The sequence below is a fragment of the Clostridium sp. D46t1_190503_E9 genome (assembly GCF_015555225.1).
Taxonomy (GTDB): Bacteria; Bacillota; Clostridia; order Clostridiales; family Clostridiaceae; genus Clostridium.
Window position 1 is genome coordinate 321502 of the sequence record NZ_JADNKB010000003.1, and the last position, 20360, is coordinate 341861.

The following is a 20360-nucleotide window of genomic DNA, read 5'->3' on the forward strand; positions in this document are numbered from 1 at the left end:
TTATTGGTTATTGATTATTTGTACTAGTATTACTATTACTATTTGTATTAGTATTTGTTGAGCTGTTATCTAGCTTTATACTATCATCTTTATTATCTTTAAGAGGTGATTCTACAACATATTTTCTAAATGATTCTGATTTAGAAGCATATGAAGGATCAAGTTTCAATAATTCATCCTTAAAGAAAGCTTCGTATATAGCTTTATGAATTGTTGCACCTTCACTACCTTTTTTACCATCATAAATAGTAGAGAAAATAGCTATTTGCGGATTATCTAAAGGTGCCATACTTATATAGTTACCATATGCTAATCTACCTTGAATAGTATATTGTTCATCTGTACTAAAGTCGGCTGTACCTGTTTTTCCTCCAACCTTAATAGGGAAATTAGCAAAACTTGTATATGCAGTCCCATTACTTGGACTAGTATTAACTCTATACATTCCTTCTTTTATAGCTTGTAAATAATCTCCTGGTATTTCTAACTTATCAACAACCTCAGGTTTATATTCTTTTATAACTTCTCCTGTTGGTGATGTTATCTTATCTACAATAGTAACCTTATATCTTGTTCCACCACTTGCTAAAGTTGCAACATAGTTTGCAAGTTGAACTGGCGTAAAGTTATTAATCCCTTGCCCAATAGCACTTGATACTATTTGGCCTGCAGTTTTCATCTCTGCTGGCTTATTATTTATAGTGTAGAATGCAATTGCATCTGAAATAACGCCTGCTTCTTCATCAATATCTACAGTTCTTCTCTTTGATGCTTCTTCAACAGCACTCTTATACTGTGGCGATATATCCATTATCTTTTTAATATATGGTAATATGCTTTCGGCAAATTTTGTATTATCTCTTATTTCTTCATCCGTACCAACTTTAGATAGTGCATCCTTCATTTGAGTCTTAAGAGCAGTTTTTGCTTCTTTTAATTCATCAGAATCATTTTCATTATCCTCTATATCAAATGGTATAAATGAAAATGAATAATAATTTCCAGCCTTTAGTGCACCAACTATTTCAAACATTGGAGTACTAAGTACTTGATTTTTCCAAGAATAAAAGTTGTATACTTGCCCAAAATTCTCTTGTATTTGAATTCCTGTTGCTGGATTAGCTGCTTGTGGTGACTTTGGATCTACTCCAAGCCCAAATTTCCATGCATATTTTGCTAGGGTATCTAAAGCATTAATATCGCCACCATTTTGCTTATACAATCTGTATCCAAGTTCATAAAAATAATAGTTAGATGATACTTGTAAAGCCTTTCTTAAATCAGTTGCTCCATTAGCTACCCTTTCAAAATTTTCACGTACTTCAGGTAAATCTTCATTGCTCCATGTACCACTAGTATCATTCATAGATTCATATTGAGTAACTACACCTTCCATCAATCCAGCCACAGCTGTAAGTGGTTTAAATACTGATCCTGGTGGTAATGAACCTTGAGTTGCATAATTGAAAAAGTTTTTTGGGTATGCATCTATTCCATCCCTTCTTTTTCCTGTATCTTCATCTACCGGGAATAGCTCATCTATATTTCCTGTGGCACCAGTTCTTTTCATATACTCTTTAGCAAAACTATCTATATCTGGATCAAAGTACTGCTTTGATAAATCTTCTGTTAGCCTTCCTGGTATTGAAAAAATATTAGGATCATATCCTGGATAACTAACCATAGCAATTACTCTTCCAGTATTAACTTCTATTGCTACAACAGCACCTCTAGTTGCATTTGGCGCAATACCTTTTATACGTTCCATGGTATCTTTCATCGCTTGTTCAGCTGCATATTGAACATCCTTATTTATTGTTAAGTGAACATTATTCCCTGGATAAGAATCTAATTTAAATAGTTCTTCTGTCACTCTTCCTTTAGAGTTAACTTTAACAGTTGTTCCGCCTTTAGTTCCCTTTAACTGATCCTCAAATGCTGATTCTATTCCTGCTACACCAATTAAATCAGAAGACACATCATATCCTCGTAATTCATAATTTGTTTCTTTAGAAGCATCTATAGATGATAAATATCCTAAAGCTCCTGATGCTAAGTTATTGTAAGGATAGTATCTAATAGGTTCTATACTTACATCTATACCTGCTAAGTCATTTAATTTTTGATATATTATAAACGCAGTATCTTGCTTTATATTAGAAGCAATTGTAACTGCTCTATACCCCTTAAAACTTTGCATTTTTACAGCATCTTTTATTACTATATAATTTCTTATATCATTAATTGAATATGTGGCTAAAAGCTCATCTAATATTTCCTTACCAGACATATCATCATAAGCTTCCATCTTATCTTCATATGCATTTACTCTTGCCTCATATTCTTTATCACTTTCCCCATCTTCTTGGATAGGAGATGGATTTATAAGCTCTTGCATATCATAAATCTTAACTAATTCATAAAAAGTTTCCTCTGCAGATAGCTTTAAAAGTTCACTATCTACTTTAGCAATTTCTTCATCTGTATAATCTGACTCCTTACCTTCAAAAAGCTCTTTTTCTATAGCTTCATTTAAGCCTCTATCTCTTTTAAATCTAACTTCTACTATTTTTTTAGTCTCTGCATCATCAGTTTTAAAATCAAAATAGAATTTTCCACTACTATCTATCTTAAGCATTAAATCATCTTGAAATTTTTCTCCATTTTCAGATAATATTTTAAATACTTTATCCATAGTCTCATAGAAATTCTCTTTTTCATCACTTGGCTTAGTATATGTTAATGTATATGTTTGAATATTTGTTGCTAAAACATTTCCTTCACTATCATATATCTTTCCTCTAGGTGCTTTTTCTGATATAAATCTTGTCGAACTTATATCTGCCTTTTCCTTATAATCCTCATGTTTATAAATCTGAATATATATGAGCTTTGACATTATTACAGTGAAAAGCGCTAGCATTATAATATTTAAAACAGTATATCTTGAAATCTTCTTCTTCTTTTTCGGTTTATTTACTATCATTTAAACCTCCATGACTTTTTCTTATATTCAATATCATAAAGCCTTAAAACAAAATTATACCCTAAAAACATTACTACTGAACTATATAAAGCAGTAAACATTCCTATTTGTATATCTATAGATTTTCCCATGAACTTAAATATTGTAAACACTGCTAATACCTTTAATATATATAAAAATATAACCGATATTACTGGTATAAGTTTCTTTTCTCTATAAATGTTTTCACCTATAATTGCAGCTATTAAACATATAAGCATATTTATTAATGCATTGATACCAAATCCATTATAGAAAAATACATCCTGCATTAATCCAGTCATAACCCCAATAAACACAGCTTCTGATTTTCCATTTATTATAGAATACGCAATTGCAAAAACAAAAAGCAAACTTGGATAAGCACCCTTTATAGCAAAAAAAGGTATAAGAGAATTATCTAGTATTAAAAGTACTAATGAAATTAAAATTAAAACCCACTTTTTCATATATTAACCTCTAATTATCATATTTTACTTCTCTTGTTTCCTTAGGTATAACTACAAAAAGTTCTTCTAGCTTATTAAAGTCAACAAAAGGCTTAACTATAGCTGTTTTCATTACTTTAACTTCATCTGTTTCTATAGATAAAACTTCTCCAATTCTGATTTCCTTAGGATATATTTGTCCAAGTCCTGATGTAACTATTACATCACCTTCTTTTATTGATGAATCTATAGGCAAATTAGTAACTTTTGTTAATCCTTGCTTGCTATTACTTACATATCCCTTTAAGATTCCAGTTGTTTCCCTTGTACTATTTACCATTACTGAAACTGCTATATTTTCATTTAGCAAGCTTTGAACTATAGCCCAATTTGACCCAGTACTAGTTACCTGTCCCACAAGTCCCTTGTTTGAAATCACAATCATGTCTTTTTTCAAGCCATCATTTTCACCTTTATCAATAACATATCCATTTGAAAAGCTTTCTCCGCTATACCCGATTATTTCACAACCTAAGTAATCATAGCTGTTCTTTGAATTTTTAAAATTTAAGACTTCTCTAAGTCTATCATTTTCTTCTTTTAACTTATCGTATTCTAATAATTTATTTTCTAAATCTATATTTTCTTTAGTTAATTCTTCATTTTCTTCTTTTATTTTTGAGAAATTTAAGAAGAAATCTAATGTTCCTTTTATCTTATCATTTATTGAATAAACTACTTTTTGAAGAGGATTAACAGCACTACCTACACCACTAGAAACAATACCTTTTTGTTCATTATTCATTGTATAAATAATTATGCCTAAAAAGGCAACTGACAGCACTATTATAGTAACTGCCAGTTTATTTTTTAGAAGCTTCATTATTGACCTCTTTGACTCTTACTTAATTCATCAAAGTTATCTAATGCCTTACCTGCTCCTAAAACAACACAATCAAGCGGTGTTTCTGCTATGTGAACAGGCATATTTGTTTCGTGGTTAATTAATTGATCTAAACCTCTTAGTAGAGCTCCTCCACCAGCTAACATTATTCCTTTTTCCATTATGTCTGCTGCTAATTCAGGTGGTGTCTTTTCTAAAGTTGTCTTTATTGATTCTATGATAGCATATACAGGTTCTTTTAATGCTTCTCTAATTTGAGTATCTGTAACTGTTACTGTTTTTGGTAATCCAGTAATCATATCTCTACCTTTAATTTCCATACTCATTTCTTCATCATCAATCTTATATGCTGAACCAAGTTCCATCTTAACTTGCTCTGCTGTTCTTTCCCCTATCATTAAGTTAAATTCTTTTTTAATGTATGCCATTATTGCTTGGTCTAATTCATCACCAGCAACTCTTAATGACTTACTTGTTACTATTCCACCTAATGAGATTATAGCAACTTCTGTTGTACCGCCTCCGATATCAACTATCATGCTTCCTGTTGGCTCTCCAACTGGAAGTCCTGCTCCAATAGCTGCTGCCATAGGTTCTTCCATTAATACAACATCTCTTGCCCCTGCAAACTTAGCTGCTTCTTCTATAGCTCTTCTTTCAACTTCTGTTACCCCTGAAGGATAACAAACTATAATTCTTGGACTAGTAAATGCACTCTTGCTAGTTACTTTTTCTATTAATTTTTTTAACATTGTTTGTGCTACATCAAAATCAGCTATAACACCATCTTTTAATGGTCTAATAGCTACTATATTTCCAGGTGTTCTTCCTATCATAAGTTTAGCTTCAGCACCTACAGCCAAAGGTTTTCTTGTTGTACTATTAATAGCCACAACTGAAGGTTCGCTTAAAACTATACCTTTACCTTTAACAAAAACAAGCGTATTTGCTGTTCCTAAATCTATTCCCATATCCTTATTACTACTGAAAAATCCCATATGAATTCCCCTTTCGCTTAAATTATTCCTTTTTCTTTTAAACTTACAAATTTATCTTTTCCAATTATTAAGTGATCCAATAAATCTATCCCTATTATTCTACTACATTCCTTTAATCTTAATGTAATATTTATATCCTCTTTGCTCGGTGTAGGATCCCCTGATGGATGATTATGACAAATAATTATACTTGAACTGCTTTTCTTAAGAGCTTCTTTAAATATTTCTCTCGGATGCACTATAGATGTGTTAAGGCTTCCCTTAAAAACATCCTTGATACCTATAATATTATTTTTTGTATCCAACATTATTAACTTTAATATCTCTTGCTTTAAACTCATCATCTCATTTATTAAAAGCTTTGCTATATCACTTGGAGAAGATATACTTTTACCTTCTCTTATTAGATTTAATGAATTAAACCTTCTAAAGAGCTCTCCTATAGCTAATATCTGACTTGCTTTTATATTTTTTATTCCTTTTATACTAGTAATTTCACTGATACCTATGTCCAATAAACCATTAAGTCCATCAAACTCTGAAAGTATTCTTGTACTTAAAGAAATTACATTTTCGCCTCTTGTTCCCGTCCTCAAAATCACAGCAAGAAGTTCTGCATTACTTAGTATTTCAGGTCCGTTTATAAGCAATTTTTCTATAGGTCTTTCTTCTTTTGGTATATCTATCACTTTTATACTATTATTCATATAAATACTCCTCAAAATAATAATAGTTTTATTAATAAATATACCCTAAATCTCTATTATTTAACCTTCTTAAGCATTTTATTTAAAAGATTTAATGGTAATCCTACTACATTATAATAACAGCCATTAATACCTTCTATAAAAACTCCACCATACCCTTGTATTCCATAAGCACCTGCTTTATCAAGCGGTTCTCCAGTCTTTATGTAACTTTTTATCTCCTCTTCAGTTAAATTAGAAAATTTAACTTCAGTATAAAGAGATTCTTTTTCAACTTTATTATTGTACATGTTTATCACTACTAATCCAGAATAAACTCTATGAGTTTTTCCACTAAGTTGTTTTAACATGCTATATGCATCTTCTTCATTATTTGGTTTTCCTAAGATTTTATCATCTAAAACTACTACTGTGTCTCCTGCAATTATTATAGCTTCTTCTTTTAGACTCTCTTTAACGCTAAGAGCCTTTCCCTTAGCTAAATCAATTACATATTCATCTACATTTCCGTTAAATAAAATCTTACGTTCATCGAAGTCACTTACTATTATGTCAAATTCATCTACTATTCTATGCAATAGTTCCTGTCGTCTTTCTGAGCCAGACGCTAATACATAATTCAAACCTATCACATCCTATTTTTACACATATTTTATAGTATTGACAAAACGGTATGGTTTAATCATTTAAGTTTTAAAATATTTAAATTAGCAATGCAAAGATATAAAGACAAAGCCATTTATCCCTATCTTATATCTTATATAGTGTATCATTATATAAGTTTTCAAACAAGTGGCTTTGTCTTTCTTTATTTAATTTTTATTTATTTGTAATAGTTTTGTTATTTTTATCCATATGCTGTTTTTTATTTCTGCCAGTTCACTAAAATAGAATAAATATACCCTAATTCTGATACTATATTTTCCTTATTAATAGTTTCTGGTAATGATTCTATATGCGCCTTATATTCTTTAAGTACATCTACCCCATCACCTTCATTAACCTCATTCAATTCCTTGGTCCAACTTTTAAAATCACTAGTATTTATTTCTTTTACTTCATCTTCACTTGCAGTATTTATTATTTGTAGATATCCTTCTGTTATAGCTCCTATTTGTCCTTGGACTTCATCATTTTTATTTAATGATACACCTATTTTAGCATTTTCAATTGACTTTTCTTTTAATTTTTCTGTTATTTCAGAACTATCCTCTTCTTTTGCTATACCAGCTAGGACTTTAAATTTTCCTGTTTCGTCTTTAATCATAAAAGAGTTAAATTCGTTTTCTATTTTGGCTAATACTTGTTTAGCATTATCTTCTTTTGAAAAATAACCACATTGTATAAATGCAAATTTTTGCTCTTGAACCTGCTGTGTATTATTTTCGGCATTATTATTTACATTCACTACCGGCTCTTGTGTTATTACATTTCCTTTATTGATATCAGGAATAATCTTAAGTAATACCCATGCTCCTATTAGCCCTATAACTACAGCTGCAAGTGTTGTCATAACTAAGGAAGTCAAAAACTTAGCCCCCTCATTTTTCTTTTTGTAATTATATTTTGTGTACTTCATTTTATCATCCCCCTCTTTTTATATTAAATATATATTCAAGTGGATTTAATAATATTCATTATGTAAATTATTTTTTTAATTTTGCATAACAAAACATCCTCAACCTCTCCATTATTTCCATTTTAACTTTTCAGTAAATATAAATAGCTAGACTATAAAATAATAGTCTAGCTATTTATATTTACATATTTATTTAATTATTAATAAGTTTATTTTAATTCTTTTAAAACTTCTAATAAGTAATCCCAAACATTTTTAACTGATGTTATACTCATGTGCTCTTGTGGTGTATGAACATCATAAAGGTCTGGTCCAAAGCTAATCATATCTAGCTTTCCTAGCTTTTCATTAAATAATCCACATTCAACTCCAGCGTGAATAGCAACGATCTTAGCTTCTTTACCATACATTCTCTTATAAACATCTTGGCAAATTCCTCTTACTTTTGATTCGCTATCGTATTGCCATTCTGGATATCCTGCAGTTGTTTCAAATTCTGCTCCCATAAGTTCTGCTATAGTTTTACTTCTTAAAACTATTTCATCTTTTAATGATGCAACTGAACTTCTTATAGCACTGTCAAATTCTACTTTATTACCTTCAGTAGTTACAACTCCTAAATTAGTTGAACTTTCTACTAAATCCTTTATTTCCACACTATTTGTGTTTATTCCATTAGGTATTAAGTATAATAAGTTTACAACTTTTTCAGTAGATTCTTTTGTAAATACTTTTTCTACATTTTCTGTATTTTCTAAGATAGTGATATTAACGCCAGGATCTTGAGTCTTTAATTCATTTAATAAAACTTTATTCCAACTATTTATTAATTCCTTAGCCTTTGCTACATCTTCTGATTTTAATCCTATTATTGCATCAGCTTCTCTTGGTATAGCATTATTTTTAGATCCACCATTTACTGAAACTAATTTATAATCTACAGCTAATAAAGATTTTAAAATTCTACCCATTATCTTGTTAGAATTTCCTCTTTCTTTATTTATTTCCATTCCAGAATGGCCACCTTTTAATCCCCTCACTGCAATATGTAAGAAGTTATTATAATCACCAGCATCTTCTAGAGTTACATTTAATGTATGTTTGCTTCTTATTCCACCTGCACAACTTACTAATAAATGACCTTCTTCTTCATTATCTAAGTTTAATAATATTTTTCCATTTATATGCTCTTTTGAAATTGCCATAGCTCCTGACATACCAGTTTCTTCATCTGTTGTTATTAATACTTCTATTGGTGGATGTGGTATATCTGTTGATTCAAGAATTGCTAAAGCATATGCAACTGCAATACCATTATCTGCTCCTAAAGTAGTGTCAGTTGCATAAACCATATCATCAACTACTCTTAACTTTAATGGATCTTTTTGAAAATCATGGTCTGTTCCTTTATTTTTTTCACAAACCATATCCATGTGACCTTGAAGTATAACAGTTTCAGAGTTTTCATATCCCTTTGTTCCTGGTTTTTTTATAATAACATTTAATGCTTCATCTTGTATTACTTCTAAATTTAATTTTTTTGCTACATTAACTAAATAATCACTTATAGCCTTTTCATTTCCTGAGCCTCTAGGTATTTGTGATATTTCCTCGAAGTATTTAAAAACGCTTTTTGGTTCTAAATTTTGTAAAATGTTCATATTTTTTTCTCCCTTCATAGTAAATTATGTTAGAATTATTATATAGTTTTAAGTATATCATAGTATATATAATACTTAAATTATATTTTTTTATTATGATTATTCAAAATATTCTTTATATTGTATGTGCTAATTTAAATGTGAGGTGATCTTTATGCAAAAAACAAAAATGATTTTTACAATCGGACCTGCTAGTGATAACGAAGAGACTTTAAGAGAATTTATCAAAATAGGAATGAGTGCTGCCAGATTAAATTTTTCTCATGGTACTCATGAAACTCATAAAGAAAAAATTGATCTTATTAAAAAATTAAGAGAAGATTTAAATGCCCCTACTGCTATCATTCTAGATATTAAAGGACCTAAAATTAGAACACATAATTTTGTAAATGACGGAGTTGATCTTAAAGAAGGTCAAAATTTCACTTTCATTTGTGGTGAAGAAATACTTGGCGATACCGAAAAGTGCTCCATATCTTATGTAGATTTATATAAGGATGTTAAAGTTGGTGGAGAAATCTTAGTTGATGATGGTCTGTTAAGATTTAAAATAGAAGATGTAACAGGAAATAACATTAAGTGTAAAGTAACAGTAGCTGGAACTATTAAAAATCACAAGGGTGTTAATGTTCCAAATGTAAAAATAAATTTACCTTCAATAACTGAAAAGGATAAGAAAGATTTAATCTTTGGTTGTGAGAATAAAGTTGATTTTGTTGCAGCTTCATTTATTAGAAAAGCTTCCGATATTGAAGATGTAAGAAATGTTTTAAAAACTAATGGTGGTAATTATATACAAATTATTGCAAAGATAGAAAATCAAGAAGGCGTAGATAACATAGATTCTATAATAGAAGCAGCCGATGGAATAATGGTAGCTAGAGGCGATATGGGAGTTGAAATTCCTATTGAAAAAGTTCCTATTATTCAAAAGAACATAATTAGAAAATGTAATGAAGCTGGTAAAATAGTTATAACAGCTACCCAAATGTTAGATTCAATGATTAGAAATTCTCTTCCTACAAGAGCTGAAGCTTGTGATATATGTAATGCAATATTTGATGGAACCGATGCAATCATGTTAAGTGGTGAAAGTGCAAATGGAAATTATCCTATAGAAGCTGCCGAAACGATGTCTAGAATAGCAATAGAAACAGAAGATAATTTAGATTATAATTATTTAAATCAAAGATTAAAAGAACCTTCATTAACATCATTTTCTGAAGCAATTAGCTATTCTGCTTGTAGAAGTTCAAACCTTTTGCATGCAAAAGCAGTTGTTGCTGCCACAAATAGCGGCGCAACAGCTAAGCTTATATCAAAATATAGACCTAAGTGCCCAATTATTGCTATAACTCCCCACGATGAAGTTAGAAGAGGATTAAATCTTAATTTTGGTATTTTCCCTACTAAATGTGATGTATTTACTACTACTGATGAAATATTAAGTGAAGCTAAAAAAGTTGCTACTAATTTATCTATAGCTGAAAAAGGTGATGATATAATAGTTGCAGCAGGAATGCCAAGTGCTACTACCGGTGGAACTAATATGCTTAAAATAGAAAAGGTGTAGTATAATTTTATTCATGAATATAAAGGCTTCGATAAATAGATCTGCTCCATAAGCTAAATAGCTACACAAAGAAGTACTAGGCTCGGAAAAACTACTATGCCAAGAGTTTTAGTTAACTCGCTGCGCTCAAACAATTAAGCAACACTAAGGCCTAGTAGCTCTTCCTTCGCCAAGTACTTCTAATCGCTCGCTATATGCTTATTTCACGGTCTATTTATCTTAGCCAGATTATATTTGGCACTTAAAATTATAAATGAAGAATTAGCCTCATTAATGATATGTGTTAAATCGGAAAATTAATACATATCATTAAGTTTAATTCTCATCTATTAATTAAATAATCCTTTAAACAAGTCTCCTAATGATACACCTTCATCATTATCGTTATATTGTAAATATTCCTTTGACTTTTCTTCTGCATCTTTTATAGTTAATGATATTCTCTTATTTGTCTTATCAACATCTAAAACTTTAACTTTTACATTTTGTCCTAGTTTTAACACATCTGATGGTTTAGCTATGTTTTCTTCTGATATTTCATTTATATGAACTAATCCTTCTACTCCAGGGAATAACTCTATAAATGCTCCAAAGTTAAGGAACTTAACTACCTTACCTTCTAAAATACCACCAATTTTTAAGTTTGATACGTTTGTTTCCCATGGATCTTGATCTATATCTTTTAATATTAATGATACTCTTTCATTTTTAGTATCTACTTCTCCAATAAATACTTCAACTTTATCTCCTATATTAACCACATCTTCAGCTCTGTGTACTCTTCCCCAAGATAAGTCATTTAAATGAATTAAACCAGTTATTCCTCCAATATCAACTATCGCACCTGCTTTAATTATCTTTTTAACTATTCCAGTTCTTTTTTCTCCTGACTTAATTGATTTCCATAATTCTTTTTTCTTATTTTCATATATAGCATCTTCTAAAACTCTTTTTGATGCAACTATCTTTCTTGATTTAAAATCTAACTCAATAATTCTAACTTCTAATTCTTTTCCTACTAATGTGTTTAATTCTATTCTTTCTCTTGAAGCTAATGATGCAGGTATAAACACTCTTATATTTCCATAATAAGCAACTAAACCTCCCTTAACTTCTTCCTTAACATAAACAGTTACATTTTCTTCATTTTTAAAAGCTTTTTCAATTTCCTCTCTCTCAGTTATTTCTAAAGCCTTTGTTCTTGAAAGCTTAACATATCCTTCTCCATCGTTAGGTGATAAGACATATACTTTTATTTTATCTCCTTTACTTACAACTTCCCTAGGATCTTTCTCAGTATTCGTTAAATCTTCCTTTGAAATCATTCCGTCAAATGCATAATTGATATTTACCATAACTTCTTTATCATTTACATCAATTATTTCACCATCTAATATATCGCCTGTTCTTATTCTTTTAACATCGAAGTCTTTTAATAAATCTCCCATTGTTCCTTCTAAATTTTGATTTGTCATGTATTTCACTCCTTAAAAATGTTGTATAATAAATTAATTTTAGAATAATCTGATATTGATTACAAGACTTTAAATTTATTAATATCTTCATAATCTCAAATATATTTATTATATATACTCAAACTTATATAATATATTTAAATATGCTATAATTAAATATATTATAAAAAAATCTTAAATCATTTCCATAAGTTATTTATTAACTCTTAAAAGGTTATTATTAAATATTAAATGATAGTATCGTTACGATATAGTGAGATGTATTTAGATTTTTAATGCTTTCCTTAATTTTTGCTACTATTTACCTTTAAATGAGTTTTGAGAAATTATTATTTTTACTATAATATATAAATACAATCTTTTCTTGGAGGTGAAATTTATAAAAAAGAATAATAGAAAACTAATTTTCACGTTACTATTAACTTTTGTTTTCCTAACTTCTAGTTTTCTTATTGATGCAATCTCTGTATTTGATAATATTACGCATGGGGAAATAACTGTTTCTGCTAAACCTAGAAGCTCTGGAAGCTTTAAATCTAGTTCTGGCTTTAAATCTAGTTCTAAATCTAGCTCTAGTAGCTTTAAATCTAGTGGTGGTAAATCAAATGTTTCTAAATCAAGTAGTGGTTTTAAAAGCAGCTCTTTTAGTAATAGCTCAAAGAGTTCCAACAGTTCTAAATCAAGTACTAGTAGCAGTAATAGTAAATCAAGTACATCAAGTTCAGACTCAAAATCCACATCGACTTCATCTAGTGGATATAAAAGCGGTTCCTTTAGCAATGTAGATAAAGGTAAGTCTGGAACCTCTAAGAACTTTTCATCTGGATCATTTAGTACAACTTCAGATGATGAAAAGAAGAGTTCAAGTAATTCTACAAGTGAAAACAAAAACACCCAAGATAAAGATAATACGAATACAACAACTAATTATGATAAAGGCTTTTCTTTCGGGAAAATGGCATATGGACTTTCTGCTATGAGAAATTTTGGTTTTAGCAGAGGGGGAGGTGGCATCTCCTTTGGTTCTATATTTACACTTGCTATTATCTTCATAATTATAGTTATTGTAATACGAATTTATTTGAAAAATAGAAAATATTAATTTCAGGAGGACAAATTATGGGAATTTTTACAAGGATGTCAAATATGTTAAAATCAAAGGTAAATTCAACTTTAGATGAAATGGAAAATCCAATAGAATTATTAGATCAAAAAATTAGGGATATGGAAAAACAGCTTAATTCAGCTAAATTAAACTCTGCGCAAATTATAGGAAATGCACATGAAATTAAAAAGAAAATGGAATCTGCTGAATTAGAAGTTAAGGATTTTGAAGATAAGGTTAAATTAGCTTTATCTAAAAACAATGAAGATTTAGCTAAAAGAGCTTTAGCTAAAAAGATTGAATCTGAAAAGAAATATACAAGTTTAAAATCTAGCTATGAAACTGCAAGAGCTCAAGCAGATACTATTAAAAATAATCTAGCTGCGTTAGAATCAGAAATTGAAAAGACAAGAAATTATAGAGATGAAGCTGCTGCAAGATATAGCAATGCAAAGGCTACTCAAAAAGTTAATGAAGTTCTTGCTAATGTTCAAACAAAATCAAATTCAATTGAAATTGATAGCATAGAAAGAAAAATTCAAAAACATGAATCACTAGCTAATGGTCTAGGTGAGCTTAGAGATGTTGATAATTTTGATAGTGAATTTGATGCTTTAGATACTGTTGATCTTGATTTAGAGCTTGAAAAATACAAAAATGCAAATTAGGTGATTAAATGTCAAGTACTATTGATTTCATAAATGAAGAAAAGGCTACTATTGGTAAAGTATATACCGATATAACTTATGCTATAAGTGAAGTTAGCCCTTTCCTTGATGAAAATATTTTAAAAAAGAGAAAGTATTATTCTAAACTTCCCATCTTAAAAGAATATATGGATATGTTAAATGATACAGAATACTCTAATAAAAATAAAAAATTTAGTTTTTTCAAAAAAGATAATAGTGTTTTAAAACTAACCGACTATAAACAAAATAACTTAGCAGCCTTTAATCAATTTGAAAATTGTTCTAAATGTTCATGTTTAAACTGCATAAAAGAATGTCAATTTCAAAGTTGCAGTGGTTGTAGAGCTAATTCATATATAAAAACCTGTGATAAATCTAAATTAAATGTTCGCTTTAATAATAACTTTATTTTGGATTTAACTAATAACAATACAGGTAAAGCTAGTAGATATAAGGTTCTTGCTACTATAGAAAATTGTGAATATGATAGATTGTATATAGCATTAGAAAACCTTAGTGATTCTAACGATAAATTTATTCTTTATTATTATCCTGGAATTTCATCTGATGAGTTTGGTGAAATAACTGATGAAGAAGAATTTAATTTGGTTGTTGAAACCTATGAACAAGCTTAAATTTTATTAGTAATTCTTAACGAAGAGAAATTTTTGCACAGTGAACTATTTTCTCAATATATAAAAGGGGCTCGCGAAACGCGAGCCCCTTAGCTTATTTTAATGCGCTAATTCTAATAGCTTAATACTATTAAAATATGCAACATATAAATCTTTTTATTATATTTTCATATTTTATCTTATCCTACTAAAGTATTTCTAAAAATATTACTCTTTCATTATTCTCTAGTAAAAACTAGTTCTTTTTCCGTAGACATTTCTTCATTAAATTCATATCCATCTAAATTGAATCTTTTTACATCCTCAATATCCTCTATTTCATTTTGAATGATGTATCTACTCATCATACCTCTAGCCCTCTTAGCATTTAAAGAAATTATTTTATACTTATCACCTCTAAATTCCTTAAATGTTATTGTAATCACATTTACTTCTTCTCTATTAACCAATCCTTCAATAGATTTAAAATACTCTTGAGATGCTAGATTTATTATAGTCTTATTTTTATGCCCCTTTATTTCTTCTAATATACTTTCTTCTAAAGTTTTATCCCAAAATTCATATAAATCTTTTAAATCATTAACTGGTAACTTTATTCCCATTTCTAATCTATATTCATTAATCCCATCAAATGGTCTTAATACTCCATATAAACCAGATAAAATCCTTAAATGATCATTTGCATAAAAAAGCTCAGAATGAGATAAACTTCCAACGTCCATCCCTCTATAAGCATCCCCCCTAAAGGCTAACAATGCTTGTTTAGAAGTATCTAGTCTAGTTGTCCATTTTTCAATTCTATCCCTATTTACTGTTGCTAATTTAGTACTTATCTTCATAAGTTTTTCTAAAGAATAACTATCATATTTAGTTAATTCATTCATAATTTCCTGCGACTTTTCTAAAAATCTCGGCTCACTCATTGGTAAGTTATTATCTTTTTCTTCAAAATCTAAAGTTTTTGCAGGAGAAATAACTATTATCATAACCAATCCTCCTATATATTTTTATTATACTATTTTCTTCTTTCTCATTTCGCTATAGCAATAATTAATTATATCACTTCTTTTTATTATACCAATAAATATTCCTTCATCGTCTACTACTGGTACAAAATTTTGATTTGTAGCAAGTGAAATTAAACTTTCTACATCTGCATTTATTGAAACGCTTTTATGCTTTCTTTTTCTTGGAATATCTATAATTCTAACATTTTCAGTATTTTTAAAATTTAAATCCGGAGTATTTTTTAGCTTCCATAGCAAATCTCCCTCTGTTAATGTTCCTACATATTTTCCTTCTTTATCTATTAATGGAATAGCTGTATATCCATGATGTTCCATTCTCTCTATAACTTGTCTCATGGTTGCATCTAAATATTCATATATAACCTCATTTTTAGGTGTTAAAAAAAATGCTATATTCATATTTTATCAATCTCCCATACTTATAATTTAAAACTAAGACACATATACATTTTATCATAATTACAATGTAATAGTTTTAAAATTATAATTATTTAATATTTTATTAATTTATCATCTAGTTTTTTGATCTTATAACTATAATTCATATATTCTATTTCATCTACAATAGTAGAAATTTCTTTATAAACTTCCTCTCCACTAAAAGTCTTTTTTACTATTACCTCATTTAAAATCTTATTGTTACACTTAGGACATTTACAAAGAGATACAAATCTCCATTTTATAGGTATAAAATCATGCTCAATTTCTAAATCCACATTACACTTAGGACATTTGCAGTTTATCTTATCCAAATCTAAATTATACTCTGATAAATTTTTTATATCTACTGCAGGCATATTATAAATATCTTTAATTATATAATTTTTGAGCACTCTTGAATTATATATTCTTTTAAATACTAAAGAAGTATAAATAGCATCATTTAAAGCATCATGCAACTTATCGTTATCTATTCTTATTTTTAATTCCTCTAAGGCATTTTTCAAGCTAAGTGATTTCTTTTTAGCTAGTATTTTTGTTGAATACTCTTGTAAATCAAGATAGTTTTTAAGCCAATCTAAATTATCATATTTATGATATACTGCATTGTTAATTATTTCAATAATATCATCCTTTGCCCAAGAGCAGATAATATCACCATCATCTATAATTCTTGATAAATTCTCAATTCCTACCTCGAATGATACTCCATTTTCTAAATCCTCTTCTTTTATGTTTGTTATTTCTGATATTTTAGGGTTTAGCACAGGAATAACAGATGGTTTTATATATTCTTTAAATTCTTCAAGCGGCTTCATATAATTATCTAGTTTTATTGCACCTATTTCTATTATTTCATTATCTAAATCTATATTTTGTAAATTAGGATAATCATCAAATATATTTGGATAATACTTATGTATTCCTTCTAGATTATTAAATTCTAAATCAATTATTATAAATGCCATTTTTATACCTCTCATCAATTATTATTATAGGTATATTATGCCATTTTTATTAATATTTTTCACTAGTATTTAGAATTTTTACTATATAAAATTTGAAAATATATCATAAAATTCAATTTAAAATATTAAATTCAAAATTATATAAATACTATTATTTTAAATTCACAATTTTAAATAGAGCTGTCTTAGACAGCTCTATTTATTTATCATTAAACTCTATGCCTGCTAACTTCATCAAATGGACTGCATTTTGAGTTGTACTTCTTCCTTCTCTCAACTTATAATCAAATTTAATATTGTTTTTTTCATAGTATTCTTGGAAGTTATAATTTTTAATCCATTTCTTTGTTTTTTCTAAATCGCATAATTCTAAATCATGAGTAGAAACAAGTCCCATAGCATTATTTTTTACTAATTGGTTTATAAGAACTTGTGCACCTTCATGTCTATCCTTTGAATTTGTACCTTTAAAAATTTCATCTAATAAGAAAAATACCTTTTCTCCATTTTGGGCAGCTTCGATAAGTATCTTTATCCTTAATATTTCTGCATAAAATGATGATATACTTTCCTCTAAGTTATCCTTAGTTCTCATACATGTATATATACTAAAAATACCACAAGTAAAACTTTTACTACAAGTAGGAGCTCCTATATAGCTTAAAAGTAAATTTAACCCAATAGTTCTTAAAAAAGTACTTTTACCCGACATATTTGAACCTGTTATTAAAGCAACCTTTGCATCATCTTTTAATGTAAAACTGTTAACTACAGCTTTTTCACCTAACATAGGATGACCTACATTTATACCTTCGACTACATCTGATGTACTAATCTTAGGATAAGTCCATTTATCAAAATCAAATGATAAATTAGATACACTAGATAAGGCTTCAAACTCTCCCATTATATTAAGCCATTGTTCTAGTTTATCTCCATTTAGTCTTCTCCACTCTTCTAAATTTCTTAGAATAAAAGTGTCTGACAATACAGTTACATTTAATAATAAATAATATGCGTTAGATGAGCTATCCCCTAACCAGTCAACTAATCTTTTAAGTGCTTTCATTTCATCAACACAACTTTTATTTTCAGAAGAATATAATTTATTCTTTAGCTCTTTTAAAAGTACTGAATCAAAATTTTCGCTATCTATAAGAGTTAATAAATTTGTATATGCCTCTATATCTTTTTTATGTTTATCAAATAATCTTATAATTTGTACTAAATCCTTTGTAAGTATTTTTACTACTAAGTAATTAATCATAAAAACTAAAATGATATAACTTATTGGTAATACTTTTAAAATTACTAATACTATTGATATCATAGTAATTGCTATAAATAAATAGGGAACTACCTTAAATAATGGTTTTATTTCACTTTTTCCATTTGCCCACTCTAAAAGTTCATTTATATCTTTTGTCCCGCTCTTTTTAATAGTGGATTTAACTTCTAGACGTTGTCTCCACTCTACTTTTTCACCTAACTCATTTATAGCTTCTTGCTTTTTTAATATTTCTTCTCTATTTGGAATTGTCTTTAAGTTTAGCATTTGAGATAGCTTATTTCTTCCAAACTTAGTTTTTGTTGAATTAATCATTTGAAAAAGCGAATTTCTTCCAAATATATCTAAATCACTTGCAAAAGGATGCTCATCTCTTAAAAATTCTTCACCTTTATCTTCTTTTTCTTTAAAAGTCCCCTTTATTCTAGCTATTCCATTACTATTTATATTTATATATACTTTATATTCTTTTTTCTCTTGAATTTTTTTATTATGATAATATGCTACTACAATAAATATGGCTGTAAACATAACTATCGATAATATTAATAATACTATGCTTTCTCTTTTGTAAAAATAGTATGCCGATAATATAGCCATAATAACTATAATTAACCTTAAAGTAGAAAGCTTAGTTATAACTTTATTTAGATCTTTTATCTTCTCTTCATATTTTGAGATTTTACTTTCATAAAAACTTAATGCTCTGCTCATAATTTACACCACCCTTACTTAATAATTTTATCATATAAACTTACTATCTTCTAATTAGAAAATAAAATATCGGATATAAGCATTCTTACTATACCTATTATCCGATATCTTTTAAATCTTTATTTAATAAAAAAATATTTCAACTATAGATATTAACTTTTTAATGAATTATATATGGTTTCTAAATTATATTTCATACCTTCTAAATAGCTTTTATTATCTTCCTTAGTTTCAAGACTATATATCTTTTCTACTTTAGCTCCAACTTCTTTTGCTAAAGTTTCTGATTCCTTTGCACTTGCTGTAGATTCACTAAATACAACTTTAACACCATTTTCCTTACAGTAATTTATTAAAGCTTCTAAATTTTTTGGAGTTAATTCACCTTCTCCAAAAACATCTGCTATACTTTTTTGAGTTAATCCAAAGTCTCTACATAAATAAGCAAAGGCTGCATGTCCAGTAACAAAATCTTTATTTGTTATTTCTTGAAACTTAGTTTTGTATTCATCCTGTAAAGTAGTGAAATCTTTATTTAACTTTTCATAATTACTTTCATAGTAATCTTTATTTTCTGGGTCTATCTCAATTAAAGCATTCTTTATGTTCTCAGCTTCTTTTGCTGCATCGCTTAAGCTTAGCCACATATGAGGATCATTTCCTCCATGGCTGTGATCATGATCATCTTCTTCGCCCTCTTCATGATCATGATCTTCTTCTGATATACTAATTGGTTTTATACCATTACTAGCTTCTACTACTTTAATATCTTTGCCTTCTATTGTATTTAAAACAGAGTCTATCCATTCCTCCATTCCAAGCCCATTATATACAAACATGTTTGTATTTATTAAATCTTTTAAATCCTTTGGCTTAGGGTCAAAACTATGTGCATCACTACCATCTGGTATAATTGAAAATACTTCTACCTTATCTCCACCTATTGCTTCTGTAAAGTCTTTAAGAGGATTAATTGTAACACCTACTCTTAATTTTTCTCCATTATCATCATTACTTTTATTTACACATCCAGAAAAAGAAAAGATGATTCCCAGTATAAGAGTTAATCCCAATAATTTTTTCTTCATTTCTCCACCTCTTTTGCAAATGATTTGCATTATTCATTGGTATAATTTTATCTT

At 28.4% G+C, this 20360-nt stretch carries 18 protein-coding genes; 3 read left to right on the top strand and 15 right to left on the bottom strand.

Annotated elements, in window-relative coordinates; translation table 11 throughout:
- Positions 1 to 7: 7 nt before the first annotated feature.
- The 8 genes from I2E83_RS05295 to I2E83_RS05330 all read right to left on the bottom strand — a co-directional run bounded on the left by I2E83_RS05295 (position 8) and on the right by I2E83_RS05330 (position 9302).
- Positions 8 to 2986 (bottom strand): penicillin-binding transpeptidase domain-containing protein, encoded by a 2979-nt coding sequence (locus I2E83_RS05295; RefSeq protein ID WP_195262699.1) that lies wholly within the window; start codon positions 2984 to 2986, stop codon positions 8 to 10.
- Positions 2983 to 3474 (bottom strand): rod shape-determining protein MreD, encoded by a 492-nt coding sequence (gene mreD, locus I2E83_RS05300; RefSeq protein ID WP_195428874.1) that lies wholly within the window; start codon positions 3472 to 3474, stop codon positions 2983 to 2985. The genes I2E83_RS05295 and mreD overlap by 4 nt, the downstream gene beginning before the upstream one ends.
- 10 nt (positions 3475 to 3484) lie before the next feature.
- Positions 3485 to 4336, bottom strand: coding sequence for a rod shape-determining protein MreC (gene mreC, locus I2E83_RS05305; protein WP_195262701.1), 852 nt, complete (start codon positions 4334 to 4336; stop codon positions 3485 to 3487).
- Positions 4336 to 5355, bottom strand: coding sequence for a rod shape-determining protein (locus tag I2E83_RS05310; RefSeq protein ID WP_195262702.1), 1020 nt, complete (start codon positions 5353 to 5355; stop codon positions 4336 to 4338). The genes mreC and I2E83_RS05310 overlap by 1 nt, the downstream gene beginning before the upstream one ends.
- 17 nt (positions 5356 to 5372) lie before the next feature.
- Positions 5373 to 6062, bottom strand: coding sequence for a DNA repair protein RadC (radC, locus tag I2E83_RS05315; protein WP_195262703.1), 690 nt, complete (start codon positions 6060 to 6062; stop codon positions 5373 to 5375).
- A 56-nt stretch (positions 6063 to 6118) separates the two neighbouring features.
- The gene (locus I2E83_RS05320; protein WP_195262704.1) at positions 6119 to 6685 is read right to left on the bottom strand and encodes a Maf-like protein; all 567 of its coding nucleotides are present in this window, start codon (positions 6683 to 6685) and stop codon (positions 6119 to 6121) included.
- Between the two features lie 242 nt (positions 6686 to 6927).
- Entirely contained in the window at positions 6928 to 7641 is a 714-nt protein-coding gene (locus I2E83_RS05325; protein ID WP_195428875.1) for an SPOR domain-containing protein, read from the bottom strand.
- Between the two features lie 209 nt (positions 7642 to 7850).
- The gene (locus I2E83_RS05330) at positions 7851 to 9302 is read right to left on the bottom strand and encodes an aminoacyl-histidine dipeptidase (RefSeq protein ID WP_195428877.1); all 1452 of its coding nucleotides are present in this window, start codon (positions 9300 to 9302) and stop codon (positions 7851 to 7853) included.
- A 154-nt stretch (positions 9303 to 9456) separates the two neighbouring features.
- Here I2E83_RS05330 and pyk point away from each other — a divergent pair, with 154 nt between their 5' ends.
- A complete protein-coding gene (pyk, locus tag I2E83_RS05335; protein ID WP_195428879.1) occupies positions 9457 to 10875 on the top strand; it encodes a pyruvate kinase in 1419 nt (472 codons plus the stop codon).
- 329 nt (positions 10876 to 11204) lie between these two features.
- On the opposite strand, the gene rpsA is transcribed toward pyk, so the two are convergent.
- Both rpsA and I2E83_RS05345 read right to left on the bottom strand, forming a co-directional pair.
- Positions 11205 to 12350, bottom strand: a complete 1146-nt coding sequence (gene rpsA / locus I2E83_RS05340) for a 30S ribosomal protein S1 (RefSeq protein WP_195428881.1) — start codon at positions 12348 to 12350, stop codon at positions 11205 to 11207.
- Between the two features lie 297 nt (positions 12351 to 12647).
- Positions 12648 to 13238 carry a hypothetical protein gene (locus I2E83_RS05345; RefSeq protein WP_195428883.1) on the bottom strand — a complete coding sequence of 197 codons (591 nt, stop codon included), beginning with the start codon at positions 13236 to 13238 and terminating at the stop codon, positions 12648 to 12650.
- A 231-nt stretch (positions 13239 to 13469) separates the two neighbouring features.
- On the opposite strand from I2E83_RS05345, the gene I2E83_RS05350 reads away from it, so the two are divergent.
- Together I2E83_RS05350 and I2E83_RS05355 are read left to right on the top strand one after the other, a co-directional pair.
- Positions 13470 to 14123, top strand: a complete 654-nt coding sequence (locus tag I2E83_RS05350) for a PspA/IM30 family protein (RefSeq protein WP_195428885.1) — start codon at positions 13470 to 13472, stop codon at positions 14121 to 14123.
- An 8-nt stretch (positions 14124 to 14131) separates the two neighbouring features.
- The gene (locus tag I2E83_RS05355; RefSeq protein ID WP_195428887.1) at positions 14132 to 14779 is read left to right on the top strand and encodes a DUF1292 domain-containing protein; all 648 of its coding nucleotides are present in this window, start codon (positions 14132 to 14134) and stop codon (positions 14777 to 14779) included.
- Positions 14780 to 14997: 218 nt separating this feature from the next.
- On the opposite strand, the gene yaaA is transcribed toward I2E83_RS05355, so the two are convergent.
- The 5 genes from yaaA to I2E83_RS05380 all read right to left on the bottom strand — a co-directional run bounded on the left by yaaA (position 14998) and on the right by I2E83_RS05380 (position 20306).
- Positions 14998 to 15765 (bottom strand): peroxide stress protein YaaA, encoded by a 768-nt coding sequence (gene yaaA / locus I2E83_RS05360; protein ID WP_195262718.1) that lies wholly within the window; start codon positions 15763 to 15765, stop codon positions 14998 to 15000.
- Between the two features lie 24 nt (positions 15766 to 15789).
- Entirely contained in the window at positions 15790 to 16206 is a 417-nt protein-coding gene (locus I2E83_RS05365) for a CBS domain-containing protein (protein ID WP_008676675.1), read from the bottom strand.
- A gap of 92 nt (positions 16207 to 16298) precedes the next feature.
- A complete protein-coding gene (locus tag I2E83_RS05370) occupies positions 16299 to 17216 on the bottom strand; it encodes a 3'-5' exonuclease (RefSeq protein ID WP_195262719.1) in 918 nt (305 codons plus the stop codon).
- A gap of 199 nt (positions 17217 to 17415) precedes the next feature.
- Positions 17416 to 19218: a MutS family DNA mismatch repair protein gene (locus tag I2E83_RS05375; protein ID WP_195262720.1), complete on the bottom strand. Its 1803-nt coding sequence runs from the start codon at positions 19216 to 19218 to the stop codon at positions 17416 to 17418.
- 152 nt (positions 19219 to 19370) lie between these two features.
- Positions 19371 to 20306 carry a zinc ABC transporter substrate-binding protein gene (locus I2E83_RS05380; RefSeq protein WP_195428889.1) on the bottom strand — a complete coding sequence of 312 codons (936 nt, stop codon included), beginning with the start codon at positions 20304 to 20306 and terminating at the stop codon, positions 19371 to 19373.
- Positions 20307 to 20360 lie beyond the last annotated feature (54 nt).

What these genes read in the sequence shown, in the direction of transcription:
- I2E83_RS05350 (WP_195428885.1), top strand. Translation starts at nt 13,470, where the DNA reads ATGGGAATTTTTACAAGGATGTCAAATATGTTAAAATCAAAGGTAAAT.
- I2E83_RS05310 (WP_195262702.1), bottom strand. Translation starts at nt 5,355, where the DNA reads ATGGGATTTTTCAGTAGTAATAAGGATATGGGAATAGATTTAGGAACA.
- I2E83_RS05380 (WP_195428889.1), bottom strand. Translation starts at nt 20,306, where the DNA reads ATGAAGAAAAAATTATTGGGATTAACTCTTATACTGGGAATCATCTTT.
- yaaA (WP_195262718.1), bottom strand. Translation starts at nt 15,765, where the DNA reads ATGATAATAGTTATTTCTCCTGCAAAAACTTTAGATTTTGAAGAAAAA.
- I2E83_RS05330 (WP_195428877.1), bottom strand. Translation starts at nt 9,302, where the DNA reads ATGAACATTTTACAAAATTTAGAACCAAAAAGCGTTTTTAAATACTTC.
- mreD (WP_195428874.1), bottom strand. Translation starts at nt 3,474, where the DNA reads ATGAAAAAGTGGGTTTTAATTTTAATTTCATTAGTACTTTTAATACTA.
- rpsA (WP_195428881.1), bottom strand. Translation starts at nt 12,350, where the DNA reads ATGACAAATCAAAATTTAGAAGGAACAATGGGAGATTTATTAAAAGAC.
- radC (WP_195262703.1), bottom strand. Translation starts at nt 6,062, where the DNA reads ATGAATAATAGTATAAAAGTGATAGATATACCAAAAGAAGAAAGACCT.
- I2E83_RS05295 (WP_195262699.1), bottom strand. Translation starts at nt 2,986, where the DNA reads ATGATAGTAAATAAACCGAAAAAGAAGAAGAAGATTTCAAGATATACT.
- I2E83_RS05375 (WP_195262720.1), bottom strand. Translation starts at nt 19,218, where the DNA reads ATGAGCAGAGCATTAAGTTTTTATGAAAGTAAAATCTCAAAATATGAA.
- I2E83_RS05370 (WP_195262719.1), bottom strand. Translation starts at nt 17,216, where the DNA reads ATGGCATTTATAATAATTGATTTAGAATTTAATAATCTAGAAGGAATA.
- pyk (WP_195428879.1), top strand. Translation starts at nt 9,457, where the DNA reads ATGCAAAAAACAAAAATGATTTTTACAATCGGACCTGCTAGTGATAAC.
- I2E83_RS05365 (WP_008676675.1), bottom strand. Translation starts at nt 16,206, where the DNA reads ATGAATATAGCATTTTTTTTAACACCTAAAAATGAGGTTATATATGAA.
- I2E83_RS05355 (WP_195428887.1), top strand. Translation starts at nt 14,132, where the DNA reads ATGTCAAGTACTATTGATTTCATAAATGAAGAAAAGGCTACTATTGGT.
- mreC (WP_195262701.1), bottom strand. Translation starts at nt 4,336, where the DNA reads ATGAAGCTTCTAAAAAATAAACTGGCAGTTACTATAATAGTGCTGTCA.
- I2E83_RS05325 (WP_195428875.1), bottom strand. Translation starts at nt 7,641, where the DNA reads ATGAAGTACACAAAATATAATTACAAAAAGAAAAATGAGGGGGCTAAG.